This window comes from Candidatus Ozemobacteraceae bacterium, assembly GCA_035373905.1.
In the GTDB taxonomy this organism is placed as follows: Bacteria; Muiribacteriota; Ozemobacteria; order Ozemobacterales; family Ozemobacteraceae; genus MWAR01.
In genome coordinates this window covers 68,546-85,354 of sequence record DAOSOK010000017.1, presented here as the reverse complement: position 1 = coordinate 85,354, position 16,809 = coordinate 68,546, and the positions used below count along the sequence as shown (strand labels likewise).

Below are 16,809 nucleotides of genomic sequence, written 5' to 3'. Positions count from 1 at the left end.
TCACTTTGCGTGATTGCCCGGGAACGCCGCCGTCACGTCGGACGGCAGGCTCGGCCCGAACTCCTTCAGCCTGCGCTCCAGGTCCTCCCGGGCACTCGGCTCGATCGCGTAAAATGCGACCGTATCGCTGCCGCAGATGATGTTGTTTTCGATCTTCCACGTCGCCACCTGCGTCCAGGAGGCGGGAATGCCGCCGAACACCTTGTACCAGTCGGGGGTCAGGATCGCCGTTTCCGCGCCGGCCCGCCTGGCAAGCCGTTCGATCGACTCCGTGGAGTATTCGTGGCGGATTCGGACGCGATAGACTTCGGGGCTGGCAAGGCCGAACAGGTCCAGGATGGGGGTGTCGGAGTAATAGGCGACGGCCCCGATATCGTTCAGGGCCACGGTCTTCCCGGTCCCCTTCGCCGCGAGAAATCGCGCCAGCTGCACCTGCTGGTCACCGATGTTCCGATACGCACGAGGGGTGTCGACCAGGGACAGCGCCGCCCGCGTGACGAACGGCCAGAACAGCACGCAGACGAGCGCGGAGAAAACGATCGAATGGAATTTCCGCCGATCGTCCCGCTGCGACGCATGAACGACGACGTCGTTCACGAAGGCCGGCAGGGCGGTCGTCATTCCGACCGCGATCAGGTAGGCTTCGTATCGGTAGAACCAGCCGACGCCGACGAATTCGGCATGGATGAGCGATGAGAGGGCGAACATGCCCGCGGCGCCGGCAAACCGGAACGACTCGTTCGTCCCTTCCCGTCTCGCGCGGATAAGCGTGTAGACGCCCAGCGCCATCATCACCAGCAGGGGTGGACAGACCAGGATTCGCATGGCGGCCTTCACCAGCGGTGTATACAGAAGCCACGACGGAAGTCCCTGGGCGAGCCCGACCGTTTTCACCAGGATCGACGCCGGCACGAAGGGCATTCTATTTACAATACTATATATTCCGAACAGAACCACTGGGAGGAGGGAAGCCAGAACCAGGGGGACGGCGAAATTCCATTTTCGTCTCCAGGCCAGCACTAGAAAGACCGGGGCAACCAGGGCCATGCTCTCATACCGCGTCGCAACCGTGAGCGCGGCGATTGCCGAGAGCGTCAGGAAGCCTTCGGAAGGCTTCGATGAATCGGGGCCAGGCCAGAGAAACTCCGCCGCCTTCAGGATGAAGAGAACCGCCAGCAGCGCATGCAGAAGATGCTCCATTCCCGAAAGGATGAGCGCCGGCGCGGGAATCGCGAACATGAGCGCGCACAGGAACGCGAAGCGGCGCCACGGCCGCCCGGCGTAGCCGTCCCAGGAGTCGCACAGCAGCGAATCGGCAACGGCGACCAGCAGACAGGCGAAGAGAACGTTCAATGCGAGCGGCGCCAGATCGCTTGCCCCGAAAATGCGGCACCAGAGGGCGAGAAGGATCGTCCAGAGAGGGGAGGAGGAGGCGGAGGAGAATTCGCGGGGTGACACGCCCCAGATGCCGTGCTCGGCGAGCGTTCTGCCGATCGTCAGGTGGATATAGGCGTCGTCCAGGGCGTAGACGAACGTGCCGTTCGCCGCGGTGCTGTCATACCAGCCGGCGAAGGCCGTGACGAACACGAGGCATATCACGGCGACGACGGGCCATCTCGACCTTCCGGTCATGACATCATTCCTCGCCCTGGGATTTCGAGGGCGGCGCCGGCGGGCGACCGCTCGGGAAAACGAAGCGGATGGCGTCGGCGACCGTCCGGACGCGGGTGATACCGGCGCCCTTGGGGGGGTCCCCGGCTTCCGAGACCAGGAAGCGCGTGAAGCCGAACCGGCGGCCTTCCGCCAGGCGGCGTTCGACGCCGGAGACCGGCCGGATGTCGCCCGAAAGCGTCAGCTCGCCGGCCATCAGGAGGTCGCGCGGCACCGGTTTGTCCCAGGCGCTGCCGACGAGGGCCATCGCGAGGCCGAGGTCGCCGCCGGGTTCGCCGAGCCGCAGGCCGCCCGCCACGTTCACGAAGACATCGCGGTTGTAGAATTTCAGCCCGCCGTGTTTTTCGAGCACGGCGAGCACGAGATGGAGCCGGTTCGAATCGATGCCCGACACCACGCGGCGCGGCATCGACAGGAACGAGTGGGTCACCAGGGTCTGCAGTTCGGCCAGGATGCAGCGGGATCCTTCGAGAAGCGGCACCACGACGACGCCGGGAGATTCGGTGCGGTGGCGGCTGACGAAGAGGTCGGACGGGTTCAGCACCGGCATCAGGCCGTTTCCCGTCATCTGGAACACCGCGACCTCGCCTGTGGCGCCGAATCGGTTCTTGAACACGCGCAGGATGCGAAAATTCGAATTGATCTCACCCTCGAAGTAGAGGACGGTGTCGACGATGTGCTCGAGCACCTTCGGGCCGGCGATCGCGCCTTCCTTCGTCACGTGGCCGATGATCATGACCGGCAGACCTCGGTCTTTGCCGAACTTCGTGAGGATGGCGGCGCACTCGCGCACCTGGGCGACCGCGCCGGGCGTGGCTTCGAGCTGAGGAGTGAACACCGTCTGGATCGAGTCGATGACGAGCAGGCGCGGCTGGTAGGTCATCACGGCCCCGAGCGCCGCGTCGATGTTCTGCTCGGAAACGAGGAAGATGTCCTTCCCGTTGCCGATGCCGAGCCGGTCGGCGCGAAGCTTGATCTGGGTCAGGGACTCTTCGCCCGAGATGTAGAGAATGGGCTTGATCGTCACCCCGAGCCGCGAGGCGAGCTGGAGCATGAAGGTCGACTTGCCGACGCCGGGCTCGCCGCCGATCAGGGTGATGCCGCCGGGAACGAGGCCGCCGCCGATCAGCTCGTCAAACGTATCGAAGCCGGTCGCGAAGCGGGCGGCCCGTTCCGCCTTCACGTCGTCGAGGGACTGGCACAGCGCGAGGTTCGCCGCCCCCGACTTGAAATCGTGCATCGTCGGGCGGCCGGCCGGGCCCGCGGCCTCGGCGACGATGGTGTTCCACTCCTCACACCCGCTGCACTGGCCCTGCCACTTGCTGTAACTCTGTCCGCACGTCTGGCACGCGTAGGTCACACCGTTCTTGCGGCCCATATCGTCTCTCCCTGCCTGTCTCGCTCCGGCACACCGGGCACCGATCAGGATATCACACCGCCGTCGTCCGGTCCGGCGCTTCCCCGCGCCGAATCAGCAGCCACCAGAACCAGGCCGCCCAGGCGAGCGGCAGGTAGGCGATCGCGAGCGGAAGACGATCCGAAAACGGCATGAACGGCATGAGGCCCGTCACAAGAAATACATATTTTGCTATTTTATAAGACGGCGCTCGCCCGAACGCCTCGACGGCCGCCGGTGTCAGGAGCAGGTAGGAATAACTCTTGAACCGCGGGACGACCAGAGCATAGGCGAGCACCGCGAGGAACACGGCCCGCCGGCGGGCCTCTTCTCCCTCTGCTGAGGCGCGATATCCGACCCTCCAGGTCGCCAGGCCGACGGCGAAGCTCACCAGAAGGGAGGGGATCAGCGCCTTTCCGGATGCGACGCTGCCGATCGGAACTCCCAGCAGATCACGCCAGAGAGCAACCTGGCTTTGGTTGTTCAGGCCTCTCTCGTCGATGGACGCGGCCAGGGAGAAAAACCTGCTCCACGACTCGGGCGCAACCGCGACCAGCACGCCCGTAAGGGCGGCGAGGCCCGCGACGGACATCGCCAGCGTGCGTCCGTGGCGCGGCGAACGCCAGGTTAGCAGAGAGATGAACGCCAGCGGCGCCAGCTTGGGCTGTCCGGCGAGAACGATCAGGGCGGCGAACCGCTCCGTCCGACCGTCGATCCAGGCTTCCAGAGCCAGCCAGACGAGGAGCGCCTCGAAAACGGCGATATTGCCCGCCCCCAGATCGGAAAAGAGGGCCCCGTGAAACCCCAGCATCGCGAACCAAACGAGGTTCCCCGCATGTTCCCCGACGATCCTCCTCCAGCATCGGATCAGCAGGATCAGCGCACCGACCTTCGCCGCGAGAAAAACCAGGTGGAAGAGCGGAAGAGGCAGCAGCGAGAGGATGCCGATGAACGGCAAGACCGTCGGCGGGTAGACGAACGGCAGGGGTGGCTTTCCCGTCATCTTCGTCAGGAGCATCAGGTCGTAGGGATCGGCGCCGGTCATCCAGGCCCGGCCGGCCCAGAAGTAGGCTTCGGTGTCCCACTGGAAGAGGCCCATCAAGGAGCCGGCTGCGACGGCAGCGATGAAGGCTGCAAGAACGATCAGATCCGGTCGACGCGCCAGGAGGGATGAATGCTGCGTCGGCGGCCGGTCAGCGGGCAACGGACCTGCTCCCGCGGCCGCGCTTTTCCGCTTTGGGTCTGGGTGAAGACGCCGGGCCCAGAATCTCGGCCAGGAAGCGGCCGGTCATGGACGCCGGGTTCGCGGCGAGGTCCTCCGGCGTGCCGGCGGCGATGATGCGGCCGCCGGCGTCGCCGCCTTCGGGGCCGAGGTCGATGACCCAGTCCGCCGTTTTCACGACGTCGAGGTTGTGCTCGACGACGACCACGGTGTTTCCCTTTTCCACGAGGCGGCTCAGAACCCCGAGCAGGCACCGCACGTCCTGGAAGTGAAGGCCCGTCGTCGGCTCGTCGAGGATGTAGAACGTCTGGCCTGTCGCCATACGGGACAGTTCGGTCGCGAGTTTGATGCGCTGCGCCTCGCCGCCGGACAGCGTGGTGCTGGCCTGGCCGAGCGTGATATACCCGAGACCGACGTCGCGGAGCGTTTCGAGCTTGCGTCTGAGGACGTAATGCGCCTCGAAGAAGGCGAGCGCGTCGTTCACGGTCATCGCGAGCACGTCGGCGATGTTCTTCCCCTTGAAGTGGACCTTCAGCGTCTCGTCGTTGAACCGCAGTCCTTTGCAGGCCTCGCAGGTGACGAAAACGTCGGGAAGGAAGTGCATCTCGATCTGGATCTGCCCCGATCCCTCGCAGACCTCGCACCGGCCGCCCTTCACGTTGAAGCTGAATCTGCCCGGCGTATAGCCTCGCGAGCGGGCTTCGACGGTCTGCGAGAACAGGGTGCGGATGGGGGAAAAGAGACCGGTATAGGTGCAGGGGTTCGACCTCGGCGTGCGGCCGATGGGATCCTGGTCTATATTTACCACTTTATTTATATGTTCGAGCCCGTCGAGTCCCGCATGCCCACCAACGTCGAGATGGGTCTTGACGAGGCGGTTCGACAGCAGCGGATACAGGGTGTCCGTCACGAGACTGGACTTGCCCGAGCCCGAGACGCCGGTGATCGCGATCAGCCGGCCGAGAGGGAACTCGACGTCTATATCTTTCAAATTATTATGTCGTGCGCCTCTGAGCGTCAGGGTCTTCCCGTTCCCCCCGCGCCGCGTATCCGGCGGCGAAATTCGCTCGATGCCTGCCAGGAAACGCCCCGTGAGGCTCTCCCGGTCGGCCGCGACCTCGGCCGGAGTCCCTTCCGCGACGAGTCGCCCGCCTTCGGTTCCGGCCCCGGGCCCCAGGTCGACGAGGTGATCGGCTTCGAGCATGATCTCGTGATCGTGCTCGACGACCAGCACGGTGTTTCCGAGACTGCGCAGGCTTTTGAGCGTGTCGATCAGACGCCGGTTGTCGCGCGGATGCAAGCCGATGCTGGGCTCGTCGAGCACGTATGTGATGCCGACCAGCGCCGATCCGATCTGCGTCGCCAGGCGGATGCGCTGCGCCTCGCCCCCAGACAGGGTGTGGGCCGGCCTCGCGAGCGTCAGGTAATCGAGGCCGACGTCGTTCAGAAACCGCAACCGGCTGCGGATCTCCTCGAGGATCTTCTTGCAGATGAACGCCTGTCGCTCGGTCAGAACGAGCTTCTCGAAAAACCGGACCAGGCTCCCGACCGACATCTGGGTCAGCCCGTGAATGCTGAGGTTCTCGACGGTCACCGCAAGGGCGGCCGGGGAGAGGCGCTTCCCGGCGCACCCGGGGCACGGGAGCTCGCGCATGAACCGCTCGTACCAGGCGCGGGCTTCGTCCGACGGCGTTTCGCGGTATCGCCGCTCGAACATGGGAATGATTCCTTCGAAAGGCTTCTTGAACGTCGCCGACATGCGGCGACCCTCGTAGAACACCTCGATTTCGTCCGTTCCCGACCCCTTGAACAGAATATCCATGACTTTTTTCGGGAGCTTCTCGACCGGGGTGTGCAGCGAAAAGCCGTAATGCTTCGCCAGGCTGTCGAGCCAGTGGCCGAGAATCGTCTCCTCGCCCGTGCCCATCGCCTTGAGGGCGCCGTCGGCAAGCGACACGCTCCGGTCGGGAATGAACAGGTCGGGATCGACGACGAGCTGGCTGCCCAGCCCCGAACAGTGCGTGCAGGCCCCGTAGGGAGCGTTGAACGAGAAGAGCCGGGGCTTGATCTCGGGCAGGCTGATCTCGCACCTCCCGCATCGGAGCTTCTCGCTGAACAGGATCTCCTGGCCCTTCGGTCCGTCCGGTTTCTCGAGAACGACGACCAGCTGGCCGTCGGCCATCTTGAACGCCAGTTCGACGGCATCGTTGAGCCGGGAAGCCTCTTCCCGAACGCCGGAGAGGGAAACCCTGTCTATAGCTATTTCTATTGTATGCGCGCGCTTCGCGTCGAGCCGCGGAAGTTCGTCCTCAAGGAGACGGAGTTCCCCGTCGACGCGCACCCGGGAAAACCCCTCGCGGCGCAGTTCCTCGAACACCTTCTGGTATTCCCCCTTGCGGCCGCGCACGACCGGCGCGAGCAGCGTCAGCCGGGTTCCCGCCGGGTATTCGAGCAGAACGTCGACGATCTGGGCGGGGGTCGAACTGGTGACTTTCGCACCGCACTCGGGGCAGTGAGGCTCGCCGACGGCGGCGAAGAGAAGCCGGAAATAATCGTACAGCTCCGTGACGGTGCCGACCGTCGAACGCGGGTTCCGCGAGGTCGTCTTCTGCTGGATCGCAATGGTGGGCGACAGCCCGTCGATGCTTTCCACATCCGGCTTTTCCATCTGCTGGAGGAACTGGCGGGCGTAGGAGGAAAGCGACTCCATATACCGCCGCTGCCCCTCGGCATGGATCGTGTCGAACGCAAGCGAGCTCTTTCCGGAACCGGAAACACCGGTGATGACGGTCAGCGCATTGCGGGGAATGCCGAGCGTCAGATCCTTGAGGTTATGGACGCGGGCTTTGACGATGCGAATCATGGAAACGCATCAGCGCCAGTCGTACTGAATGACGCTCGCCTGGGTGGGATTTCCCAGCTGGTTGGCATCGAACACAATCTTGTAGAATCCGGACACCTTGACCCGGCGACTCGCGCTCTTCTTGCTGTAGACCTCGACGAGACCGTTCTTCACCACGACTTCGCCGGTTCCTTTCGCCTGGTTGTACAGCACCTTGAAAAGTCCGGAAGCGCCCTTGGCGACGATACCGCCGCACTCGATCTCCAGCAGATCGCGTCCGTCGAGGGAGATCGCCGCCGTGAGCTCGCCCCGGCTCAGCTTCACCGACTCCCTGACGACGCGGTTCTCCTTCTCGTGCAACGTCGCCTTCATGACGGTCATTTCGGACATCGAGGCCAGTTTCACGACGTTGTCGAGCTGCAGCTTGACAGACAACTGGCCGCCCTTGTCGGCCTTGAACGTGTACTCGTCGTTGAAGGTGAAGTTCGGAGCGATTTTTTCCCAGTCTCCGATCGATCGGCCCAGGACGGGGCCCTTCACTTCCGCCACGGAAACGGCGTACATCTTGTCGCGTTCTTCCTTGTATGCCTTTTCCGCCGCGCGGTTCCGCAGGATCGACAGGAACACGAGGCCGCACACGATGGCGACGACGACGGAGGCGGCGATGATATACATCCGCTTCTTGTCGGCTTCCTGTTTCTGCAGCAGGGCCTGCTTTTCGCGGTCCTGCTGCAGCTTCTTCAGCGATTTGTGATCGAGTTTTTCAAGCTGATGCCATTGCTTTGCCATGTGTCGTCAACCGATTCTGCAACTTTCTACGGCAGCGTTTCAAGGCCGACGTTGGGCGTCGCCATCGTCGAATTGTCCTTGAACGCTTTGGGATCTTTGGGATATACGCAGTGGATCGAAATTTTCAGCGGCTGGAACTCCGTCGCCCCCGAGGGGAGCGGGCCGGGGGCCTCGAATTTGATCCAGGCCACATCGCGAACGAGCGTCTGCCTCCCCGGTTGTCCGTCGTCCACAAGATTGAGCTGGCCGGATTTCGCATACTGGGGGGCGGCCGTCGTGAATTTCCGGTTGACGATCTCGACGGAGAGATCTCCGACGCTGGTCAGGGTATTCTCCCGGCCCTCGAACCACAGGGTGAATTCTTTCATGACGCCCGCCGCGGGCGGCTTTTCCGGCTGGCAGGAAACCCAGGTCAGGACCTTTTTCTTCGCACCGGCGGCGGGCGCGGCTATTTCCTGGTGGTTCGCGAGGATCTTGACGAAGTATTTCCGCGCGACCGCTGGGTCGGAGTTGTCGGACGGATCGCTGATGCCGTCCTGGAGCAGCGTTGTCGGATATGAGGTGCTCTTGAGTTCCTTGCTGAGAAACCCCGTTGCAATGCGCAGTTCGTCGACGGCCGAGTTCGTCCACTGGGCTCTTCCCGCGGTTTTCGAGCCTCCGATGAAGATCTTGTAGGAAAAAATGAGGAAGACGGACAGGATCGCGACGGCGATCATCAGCTCGAGCAGGGTGAACCCGCGACACGCCGATTCCCGGCGCGACGCGGATCCCGTGCGGCAAGGCATGTTCGTCATTTTCCGGACCGCGTGATCTTCTGGATTTTCTTCTGGACTTGCGTGAAGCGCGCGCCCTTGAAGTCGACGATGCTTCCCTCGACCTCGATCTCGATCGCTTCCTCGTTGTAGCGGCGAAGTTCCTTCATGGCGTGGATATTCACCTTTGTGACACGATAACACATCGTGTAGGGAAATCCATCCGATCCTTTTCCGAGGGCCCAACTCTTCGCGTTGTTGATCGTCGGGCTGATGTTCGTCTCGAGCGCCGGCTGAATGTGTTTTCCGTCCTTGAGCATGTTGGTGCAGTCACGTATATAGTAATCGAGATACTTGCCTGCTCTCCAGCTCGGATCGGGCTTCACGGGCTGGACATAGCGGAGCCGCATGTCGGCCTGCGCCATGCCCGGCGCCAGATAGCGGTAGTCGGGGTTGTAGAAGCTGCCCATGCGGATGTAGGTGTCGTCACGGCCTTCCAGCTGCATGTAGAAGAATTTCGGCCGCTCGTTTTTGTCGCGCTCCTCGTTCGGCAGGACGCGGTAATACACGCCCGAGAAGCCCTGCAGGGGCTTGAATACCTGCCTTCCCTGAGCATCGGTTCCGAGGATTTCCGAGAAATCGCAGAGGGGGTTTTTGCCCTGGCTGAACTCGACGGCGTCGTAGAACTCCGTCGGGAAGAGCTTCGCCTTGAGCAGGATATGCTGGATGGCCGCGCGGGCCGCGAAAAAGGCCTGCTGGTTCTGGAGGTTGAGCCGGTTGTGGCCGGCCACGTTGCGATGCTGGAAGAACATCGAGGCAACGAGGATCATCAGGCAGAACGCGAAGAACAGCGCGATGACGATGGCCATGCCGCGGCGGTTCGTGGTCACCGGTTGATGTCTCCCTTCATCGTGATCAGGTGGATCCGCTGGATATCCGGACCGTCCGAATCGGGACTCTTGTATTTCCGCTTATCCATGTTCCACTGGACCTCGACGATCAGGCGCTTCATCGTGCAGAACGCGAACGTATCGTCATCGGTATAGTTCACCTTCTCGCTCGACATCCGCTGCGTGTATCGGGCCGCCGTGGGATTGAGGAACCGCGGGGAATCGTCGCCGGCGTCGTATCCTTCGTCCTTATAGATGTTGTCGGCCGGCTGGGCAACGCCCTTCTTGTCGGCCGTCAGCTCCGTCTCCCAGCGGGGAGACAGGGCGGTCGTGGTGAACAGGTTGTATTTCTGGAACCACTTCGGGTCGGACAGCCTCCCCGGGTTCTGCAGGAACGAAAAGGTCAGTTCGTTCACGGACGAAAAATCGGTCGGGGCGGAAACGGGGAATCCCGTACCGATCTGTTTGCGCTCCGGCTTCGCGTCCGCGGGAGCAGGCAGGGCGGCGAGGTCTTCGACGTACAGCGTCACGAGATAACTGATGCCACGCGGATCGGTGACGATGCCCCGACACGGATATCCGCGGGCGCCCTCGTCCGTCGAGCCAGGGAACAGCATCTGCGCGATTCCCTTGAGCCAGTTCGCGTCGTATCTGGAATATTCGGAAGCGGGAAGGCCCGAGATGCTCAGATATCCAGGGTTTCCCATGCGTAGTATTTCAAAAGGAATATTATCGAGCGCGGCGTTCAGTACGTCGGAGGCCTTGGTGATCGCGAAAGCCTGCGATGCCGTGAGATCGGTATCCTCCGTGCCTTTGTGGATCATGTTGAAAACCGGCAGGAGAGCGACCGCGAGGATGACCAGGGCGATCATGATCTCGACGAACGTCAGTGCCCGTCGCAGCCGCAGAACGCGGGGCGCGCGAGACACGTGAGGCCGACGGCCGGATCGCCGGGCGGCCGCTTCCGCGACGGTCATAGCAGTTCCGACGCGAGCGCCGACAGCGACGACCGTTCCGACTTGTTGAGGATGATATGGCCGAAAAGGGCGTTGTTCTTGAACTTCTCGATGATGAAGTTCAGGCCGTTCGAGGAGCTGTCGAGGTATGGGTTGTCGATCTGGTAGGGATCGCCGGTGAGAACGACTTTCGTGCCGTCGCCGGCGCGGCTGACGATCGTTTTCACCTCGTGCGGCGTGAGGTTCTGCGCCTCGTCGACGATCAGATACTGCTTCGGAATGCTCCGGCCGCGGATGTAGGTGATGGCTTCGATCTGCACCTTCTGCGACTCGATCAGGAACTTGATCTTCTTGTCGACGTCGTCGGAGTTGTTATACAGCTTGTCCATCACGAACTCGAGGTTGTCGAAGATCGGCTGCATCCAGTGGCTCAGCTTTTCATCCTTCGAGCCGGGCAGGAAGCCGATATCCTTGCCGAGCGGCATGATCGGCCGGCTGACGAGAAGTTTGCGGTACACGTGCTCGTCGATCGTCTTCTGGAGGCCGCAGGCGAGCGCCAGGAGAGTCTTTCCGGTTCCGGCGCGCCCGACGAGCGACACCAGGCTGATCTCGTTGCACAGCAGCAGCTCGGTCGCGAACTTCTGCTGAAGGTTCGCCGGCTCGACGCCCCAGGGCCGGGCGCTCTGATGATACAGCGGGATGATCTTTTTCGTCTGGCCGCAGAACTTGCCGAGGGCCGTCTTGTTCTCGTTCTCGGCGGCCTTCAGAAGCACGAACTCGTTGAGATACAGATCGTCGCCGGCATACTCCAGCGTTTTTTCCGCCAGGAATTTCTCGATTTCCTTGGCCGGAAGAATCAGCTCCCGCCAGCCGGTGTACAGTTCGTCGATATCGATCTTGTTGGTTTTGAAATCCTCGGTAATGACGCCGAGCGCATCGGCTTTGATGCGGGCGTTGATGTCCTTGCTGACGAAAATGACGTGCCGGCCCTGCTTCTTGAGGAAGAGCGCGCAGGCCAGGATGCGATTGTCGACCTTGCCCTTGTCGAAGCCGTACGGGATCTCCATCTCGCTGTCGAGCAGGACCTGGATGCTTCCGCCCGAGGGAAGCGGGATGCCCTCGTACAATCGCCCTTTCTGGCGCAGGGAATCGAGCTCGCGCGACGCCGACCGGGCTTCGCGGCCTCGCTCATCGTTGAATCCCTTGAATCTGTCGAGTTCTTCGATGACGCCGAGCGGAATGACGAGATCGTTGTCCTTGAAGGAAAACAACGCCTGATGGCTGTGAAGGATGACATTGGTGTCGATGACGAACGTTTTTTTCACGTGGGCCGTCCTTTGTCAGAAGGCTATTTGGATCAGCGTACTCTAGCATACGCACCCCATCCAGTCAAACGCAGCTCACGACTGGCAGCAATTCTCAGTGAGCGTTCTGGTACGGGTTTTGAGGGGAACCTCTGTCGGGATGTGGCTCGAAAGCTGTTCTGCAAGCTCATCTTCGCGACAGGTTTGAGATTGGGCTCTAGAACACTGGCTCCGCAGGAAAAGGGGAAAAATGGGTGATAAAGATGAATTTCTGGCATCTCCTTCCGTCCATCTCGAAGAACCGCTCCCTATGTTGATCTTCCCCTGCGGGCACCTAGGTTCGGGATTGAACGTGTACACATCAAATCGATCCGGTGTCAAGCGCAAACTCGCTCTAGAACGCATAGTGAGAATTGCTGCACGACTGGTTCAGGCAAGAAACTCTCTCAACATTCAACGACGTTGTGCCGATACCTGATCCGGATACCTATCGATCGACGCGTCCCATGCCCTGACGGCGGCGCGCCGGTGACAATGCGGAAAGGAACGGCCTTCCATGAAGAACCGCACGCTCAGTGTCATTCTGCTCTCCGGACTTCTCGCCCTGCACCTCCAGGCATCGCCCCTGGCGGCGCAGGAATACCCCGACGCATACGATCTGGACGTCGTATCGACGGCCCCGCCCGGGCGCGACGTCCCTCTCATCGATCCTTCCTCCGTGGGAATCGGCGGCAACGACGATTCCTCGGACGAAACGATCGCGTTCGTCTCCGGCGAGGGCGGCTACGACGCTTCGATCGAGGCCGACGGCATGGAAGAGGATGATGCCGCCCCCACCGCTTCCTCCGGCGATTCCGGCGGCTCGCAAAGCTATACGATCCGGAAAGGCGACACGCTCGGCTCGATTTCGCGCAAGTTCTACGGCTCGACGAAGTATTGGAAGAAGATTGCGGCCGCGAACGGCATCAGCAACCCCGCGGCGTTGAAAGTCGGCCGCAAGATCGTGATTCCTTCCGTCGGCAAGACCGTGACGAAGCGGAAACGCCCGGCACGGAGCTATGCGCCGCCGGCCATCGAAACGCGGACCGTCACGCCGCCGGCCCTCCAGCTGCCCCCCGTCACGGGCGGCAACGACCAGGTGCTCTACTCGGACAAGGGCCTGCCGCCGGTCATTCTGCCGGGCACCGAGAAGAAAACCGATGATTCGCGGCGGATGGTCAACTTCGACGGCATGACGGGCCTGGTGCACACCATCGCCGCCTACCCCCTCGGCAAGGGCAAGTTCTCGACGGCGTTCGGCGTAATCTGGAACAAGATCGTCAAGCGCGACGGCACCCGCCTCGTGAACGGAGAAGACGGCGACTATTACCAGTTCCCGATCGCCCTCACCTACTCGGCTGAGGACTTCGAGATCGGCATGCAGCTGCCATTTGAATCCTACGACATCTACGCCCCGATCACCTACAACTTCCGCGACGGAACCGACTCGGGCATGGGCGATGCGTCGCTCCGCCTCAAGTTCTCCTCGCAGAACGAAAACATGGCCTCGTGTCTCGGCTTCGGCGCGATCTTCCCGACAAACGACCGCGCGATCGGCAACACCGAGAACGACAACGCCTGGGAGCTGTTCGGCGGCGTCTCGACCAAGCGCAAGGAGGGCGGCAACTTCCACCTGAACTGCGGTTACGAGGCCGGATCGGGGAACACCGCTCACGAGGGCGTCTTCGTGAACGTTGGGTTCGAGTATCTCGCAAACGAGTCGTTCTCGTTCATGGGTGAAGTGAACGCCTACAACCGGGTCAACAACGGCCGCAGCACCGATCTGACGCTCGGCCTGCGGTATTTCGTGAAGGAAGGCATGGCCCTGACGCTGGCAGCTCCGATCTCGCTCAGCAATGACATGTTCTTCGGCTACGACTACCGGCTCGAAGGCCAGCTGCAGTACCACTACTAAAGCACTCGCATCAACGCCGGGGGCGGTCCGATCGGACCGCCCCCGGCGCGTTTCAGCACAACATGCGTGGGCTCATCCCCGGACGGCTTTCTTCTTCCGGCAGAAGGCGATTTCTTTGGCGAGCAGCTCCCCGAGACTCGAGGCCTGGAACTTCAGTTTCGATCTCGCCTTTTTCAGGTCGGCCGCCGCCATGTCGATTTCGCGCGAGGCAAGCAGCACGTCGTTGCCGCCCAAAGCATTCTCGCCGGCCATGTCGAGGCAGTACAGGCTTCCGTCTGCCGACTCGCCGACGATGCTCAGGCCAAGCCGATAGAATGATTCGCCATATTCGTCCCAGACGTTGAGATCGATGAGATCTTTCAGAGGCAGCAGCCTGAACCGTCCGACGTCCAGGGACTCCACGGGGTCGTGCTTTCGATAGAACTTTTTCAGCTCGTCCGGGAAATCCATCGAGCGCAATTCCTTGAACTCGGCCTCTTCGAGTTCCTGGAAACAGTCGGGGAACAGGAGTTCCAGCTCTTTCGCCACATCTTCGAACGTCATATCGTTTCTCCCGATACCGCAGTTCGGGCCGCCTGCGGAAATGGAGCCCAGCATACCATACCGCCAAAGAGTCGGCCCCCGGTTTTCACCGGGGGCCGGCCTGCTTCAGACGTGTTTTATATACGTATTTCTCTATGCGTCGTCTCTGCGACTCCGCGGTTCGTCACGGCGTCTACTCGGGAATGGCGATCGGACGTTCGACGCGGCCGGAGCCGAGGCAGATATTGCAGGTCTGGCGGCCGGTTCCGCGGCACCAGTTGCACAGCGTCTGAATCGGCTGGCCGTTCTGGCCCTGGACGACGATGATGCCCGTTCCGTTGCAGGTGTTGCAGCGAACCCAGCCGTACCCGTTGCATGTCCAGCAGCGCTCGGTGCGGAGTTCCAGGCGGAAACCCGCCTGCGCTTCGGGAGAATAGCGGGCGCATTCGTCGCTTTCGCACACGGCCCATTTGTAGTGATGATCGATCGGAAGTCGGCCTTCATCCATCTCGCAGGAGCGGGTATTGAGCACGATCCGCTCGAAGACGGTCTTGTTCGCGGTGACGTCGTACAGGGTGACGGCGGCGTATTTCCCAAGACCGCTCCAGGTGAAGGTCGGGGCGGTCGGGTCGCTGTTCTTCGCGAGCGCAAGGCCGGTCGGGCGGGCCACCGGCGCGCAGGGGGGCATATTCTCGACGGCTTCGAGCCGGACGTTCAGCGTGCCCTTGCTTCCGAACACGGCTTTCGGCAGATGGACGCGGACGTAGTAGTAGGTCGGGGTCAGTTCTTCCCGCTCGATCACGAGCTTGCCGCTCAGGGTCAGCGAGCGCCGGAAGAAGGACATGCCTTTTTGGGCCATCGCGTCGGGAAGGTCGATGCGGTGTTCCCAGCTCTGCGCGGCCTGGTTCATGCCGAGCTTGTGGTCGAAGTTCTGCGTGAGCGTCTCGGCCCCGGCGATCGCAGGAAGCAGGAACAGGCAGACGGTTACCAGCAGAAGAAAACGAACGAGTGTCCTCATGGGTGCCTCCAGATATCAAAATCTCTCTCCCCAGTATCGGCTCCCTCGGGCGTTACCGGCAAGTCGCAGCTGTTGTCCAGGCCGCCGGGCGGCATCGGACCGCCCTTTCACGCCATGCCACCCGCCGGGGGCGTTACATGATTTATGCAATCCTCGGCTGCACGGAACGAACGATCCTCGTCACCCAGAACAGCCCGACACTCCCGACGACCAGGTCGGTCGCCAGGCGCCCCGCAAAAACGCCGCGGACGCCGCCGTACCACGCCCCGACAAACGACAACGGCAGAAGCAACACGAGGATTCGGAGGGCGTTCAGCGCCGTCGCCGAGGCGGGACGATGCATGCCCGTGAGGATGAAGCCGCAATATCGGTGGACCTCCATCATGCCGTAGCCCCAGGCGATAATGCGCACGTAGGAGATCAGGATTCCCGCCACTTTCGGGTCATCGGTGAAGAAAGCGGCGATCAGCGGAGCTCCGAGGCTGAAGATCGCCGCAACGATCGCACCATATGCCAGAGCAAACCGCGTCGACAGGCTCTTCGCCTCCATGATCCGGTCCAGCCGGCGGGCGCCGAAATTCTGACTGACGAAGGGGGTCAGCGAGATTCCGAGCGCCATGGGAATGACGAACGCGAACATCTCGATGCGACTCGCGGCGCCGCAGGCGGCGACCGCCTCGTTCCCGAAACGGCTGATGAGCCCGGTGATGACGGCCGACGAGACGGGCATGAGCATCATGCTGATGATGCTCGGAACGGCGAAACCAAGAATCTGCCTCCACGAGGCGAGAACTCCGCCACCCTTCCAGAGCCCGAAATCGAGAAGGTGGTGTTTCACGGACAGCAGATGAAAGAGCCATACGGTCGAAGCAAGCTGCGAAAGGACGGTGGCGAGAGAGGCGCCGAATATTCCCAGAGCAGGGCATCCGAAAAGTCCGAAGATCATGATCGGATCGAGAACGACATTGAGCGCCGGTCCCAGGAGCATGAAGCTGCTCGCGGCTTTTGAATCGCCGAGCGAGATGAGAATGCCGTTTCCCATCATGGGAAGCGCCATCGTCACGGCGCCGAGATACCACGTGCGCATGTATTCGCCGATGAGCGGCAGCGTCGCGGCATCAGCCCCGAGTCGCGTGAAGACGGGCACGATGCTCAGATAGCCTGCAACCGCCAGCGCGCCCGCGACGAGCATGGTCAGAAGAACCCCGTGCGAAACCAGCCTGGATGCCGTCTCCCGGTCCTGGCGGCCCAGCGCGTGCGACGTCAGCGTCGTGACCCCCGTGCCGATGCCGCCCGCCGTGAAGGTCAGCAGCATGACGACGGGAAACGTGAACCCCATCGCGGCGAGCGGCAGCGTTCCGAGCCTGGCCACGAACCAGGTGTCGGCGAAGTTGTAGGCAGTCATCGCGAAGGTGCCGGCCAGCATGGGGAAAGCCGTGCGAAACAATGTCGCGCGGACACTTCCCTGAACCAGGCTGGCCATAGGGTTACGC

General features: G+C 62.2%; 13 protein-coding genes. 1 reads left to right on the top strand and 12 read right to left on the bottom strand.

Going from position 1 to position 16,809, the window contains the following annotated elements; genetic code table 11:
- The 9 genes from PLU72_10250 to PLU72_10210 are packed head-to-tail and all read right to left on the bottom strand — an operon-like array spanning window position 1 to window position 11,843.
- Window positions 1-1,632: a hypothetical protein gene (locus tag PLU72_10250; GenBank protein ID HOT28562.1), complete on the bottom strand. Its 1,632-nt coding sequence runs from the start codon at window positions 1,630-1,632 to the stop codon at window positions 1-3.
- Window positions 1,633-1,636: 4 nt separating this feature from the next.
- Window positions 1,637-3,049, bottom strand: a complete 1,413-nt coding sequence (radA, locus tag PLU72_10245) for a DNA repair protein RadA (protein ID HOT28561.1) — start codon at window positions 3,047-3,049, stop codon at window positions 1,637-1,639.
- 52 nt (window positions 3,050-3,101) lie between these two features.
- Window positions 3,102-4,271, bottom strand: coding sequence for a glycosyltransferase family 87 protein (locus tag PLU72_10240; GenBank protein HOT28560.1), 1,170 nt, complete (start codon window positions 4,269-4,271; stop codon window positions 3,102-3,104).
- Entirely contained in the window at window positions 4,261-7,152 is a 2,892-nt protein-coding gene (gene uvrA, locus PLU72_10235) for an excinuclease ABC subunit UvrA (GenBank protein ID HOT28559.1), read from the bottom strand. Before uvrA ends, PLU72_10240 begins: the two co-directional genes overlap by 11 nt.
- A gap of 9 nt (window positions 7,153-7,161) precedes the next feature.
- Entirely contained in the window at window positions 7,162-7,920 is a 759-nt protein-coding gene (locus PLU72_10230) for a FecR domain-containing protein (GenBank protein ID HOT28558.1), read from the bottom strand.
- A gap of 26 nt (window positions 7,921-7,946) precedes the next feature.
- Entirely contained in the window at window positions 7,947-8,705 is a 759-nt protein-coding gene (locus PLU72_10225; GenBank protein ID HOT28557.1) for a prepilin-type N-terminal cleavage/methylation domain-containing protein, read from the bottom strand.
- A gap of 5 nt (window positions 8,706-8,710) precedes the next feature.
- A complete protein-coding gene (locus PLU72_10220; GenBank protein ID HOT28556.1) occupies window positions 8,711-9,562 on the bottom strand; it encodes a hypothetical protein in 852 nt (283 codons plus the stop codon).
- Entirely contained in the window at window positions 9,559-10,539 is a 981-nt protein-coding gene (locus tag PLU72_10215; protein ID HOT28555.1) for a prepilin-type N-terminal cleavage/methylation domain-containing protein, read from the bottom strand. The genes PLU72_10220 and PLU72_10215 overlap by 4 nt, the downstream gene beginning before the upstream one ends.
- Entirely contained in the window at window positions 10,536-11,843 is a 1,308-nt protein-coding gene (locus tag PLU72_10210) for a PhoH family protein (GenBank protein ID HOT28554.1), read from the bottom strand. Before PLU72_10210 ends, PLU72_10215 begins: the two co-directional genes overlap by 4 nt.
- Before the next feature lie 535 nt (window positions 11,844-12,378).
- Here PLU72_10210 and PLU72_10205 point away from each other — a divergent pair.
- Window positions 12,379-13,776: a LysM peptidoglycan-binding domain-containing protein gene (locus PLU72_10205; GenBank protein HOT28553.1), complete on the top strand. Its 1,398-nt coding sequence runs from the start codon at window positions 12,379-12,381 to the stop codon at window positions 13,774-13,776.
- 72 nt (window positions 13,777-13,848) lie between these two features.
- Here the strand turns inward: PLU72_10205 and PLU72_10200 are convergent, their stop codons facing one another.
- The 3 genes from PLU72_10200 to PLU72_10190 all read right to left on the bottom strand — a co-directional run bounded on the left by PLU72_10200 (window position 13,849) and on the right by PLU72_10190 (window position 16,799).
- Window positions 13,849-14,319, bottom strand: a complete 471-nt coding sequence (locus PLU72_10200) for a hypothetical protein (protein ID HOT28552.1) — start codon at window positions 14,317-14,319, stop codon at window positions 13,849-13,851.
- 172 nt (window positions 14,320-14,491) lie between these two features.
- Window positions 14,492-15,316: a hypothetical protein gene (locus tag PLU72_10195; protein HOT28551.1), complete on the bottom strand. Its 825-nt coding sequence runs from the start codon at window positions 15,314-15,316 to the stop codon at window positions 14,492-14,494.
- A gap of 142 nt (window positions 15,317-15,458) precedes the next feature.
- Window positions 15,459-16,799 (bottom strand): MATE family efflux transporter, encoded by a 1,341-nt coding sequence (locus PLU72_10190; GenBank protein ID HOT28550.1) that lies wholly within the window; start codon window positions 16,797-16,799, stop codon window positions 15,459-15,461.
- Window positions 16,800-16,809: the final 10 nt, after the last annotated feature.

What these genes read in the sequence shown, in the direction of transcription:
- PLU72_10250 (HOT28562.1), bottom strand. Translation starts at nt 1,632, where the DNA reads ATGACCGGAAGGTCGAGATGGCCCGTCGTCGCCGTGATATGCCTCGTG.
- radA (HOT28561.1), bottom strand. Translation starts at nt 3,049, where the DNA reads ATGGGCCGCAAGAACGGTGTGACCTACGCGTGCCAGACGTGCGGACAG.
- uvrA (HOT28559.1), bottom strand. Translation starts at nt 7,152, where the DNA reads ATGATTCGCATCGTCAAAGCCCGCGTCCATAACCTCAAGGATCTGACG.
- PLU72_10230 (HOT28558.1), bottom strand. Translation starts at nt 7,920, where the DNA reads ATGGCAAAGCAATGGCATCAGCTTGAAAAACTCGATCACAAATCGCTG.
- PLU72_10225 (HOT28557.1), bottom strand. Translation starts at nt 8,705, where the DNA reads ATGCCTTGCCGCACGGGATCCGCGTCGCGCCGGGAATCGGCGTGTCGC.
- PLU72_10215 (HOT28555.1), bottom strand. Translation starts at nt 10,539, where the DNA reads ATGACCGTCGCGGAAGCGGCCGCCCGGCGATCCGGCCGTCGGCCTCAC.
- PLU72_10205 (HOT28553.1), top strand. Translation starts at nt 12,379, where the DNA reads ATGAAGAACCGCACGCTCAGTGTCATTCTGCTCTCCGGACTTCTCGCC.
- PLU72_10200 (HOT28552.1), bottom strand. Translation starts at nt 14,319, where the DNA reads ATGACGTTCGAAGATGTGGCGAAAGAGCTGGAACTCCTGTTCCCCGAC.
- PLU72_10195 (HOT28551.1), bottom strand. Translation starts at nt 15,316, where the DNA reads ATGAGGACACTCGTTCGTTTTCTTCTGCTGGTAACCGTCTGCCTGTTC.
- PLU72_10190 (HOT28550.1), bottom strand. Translation starts at nt 16,799, where the DNA reads ATGGCCAGCCTGGTTCAGGGAAGTGTCCGCGCGACATTGTTTCGCACG.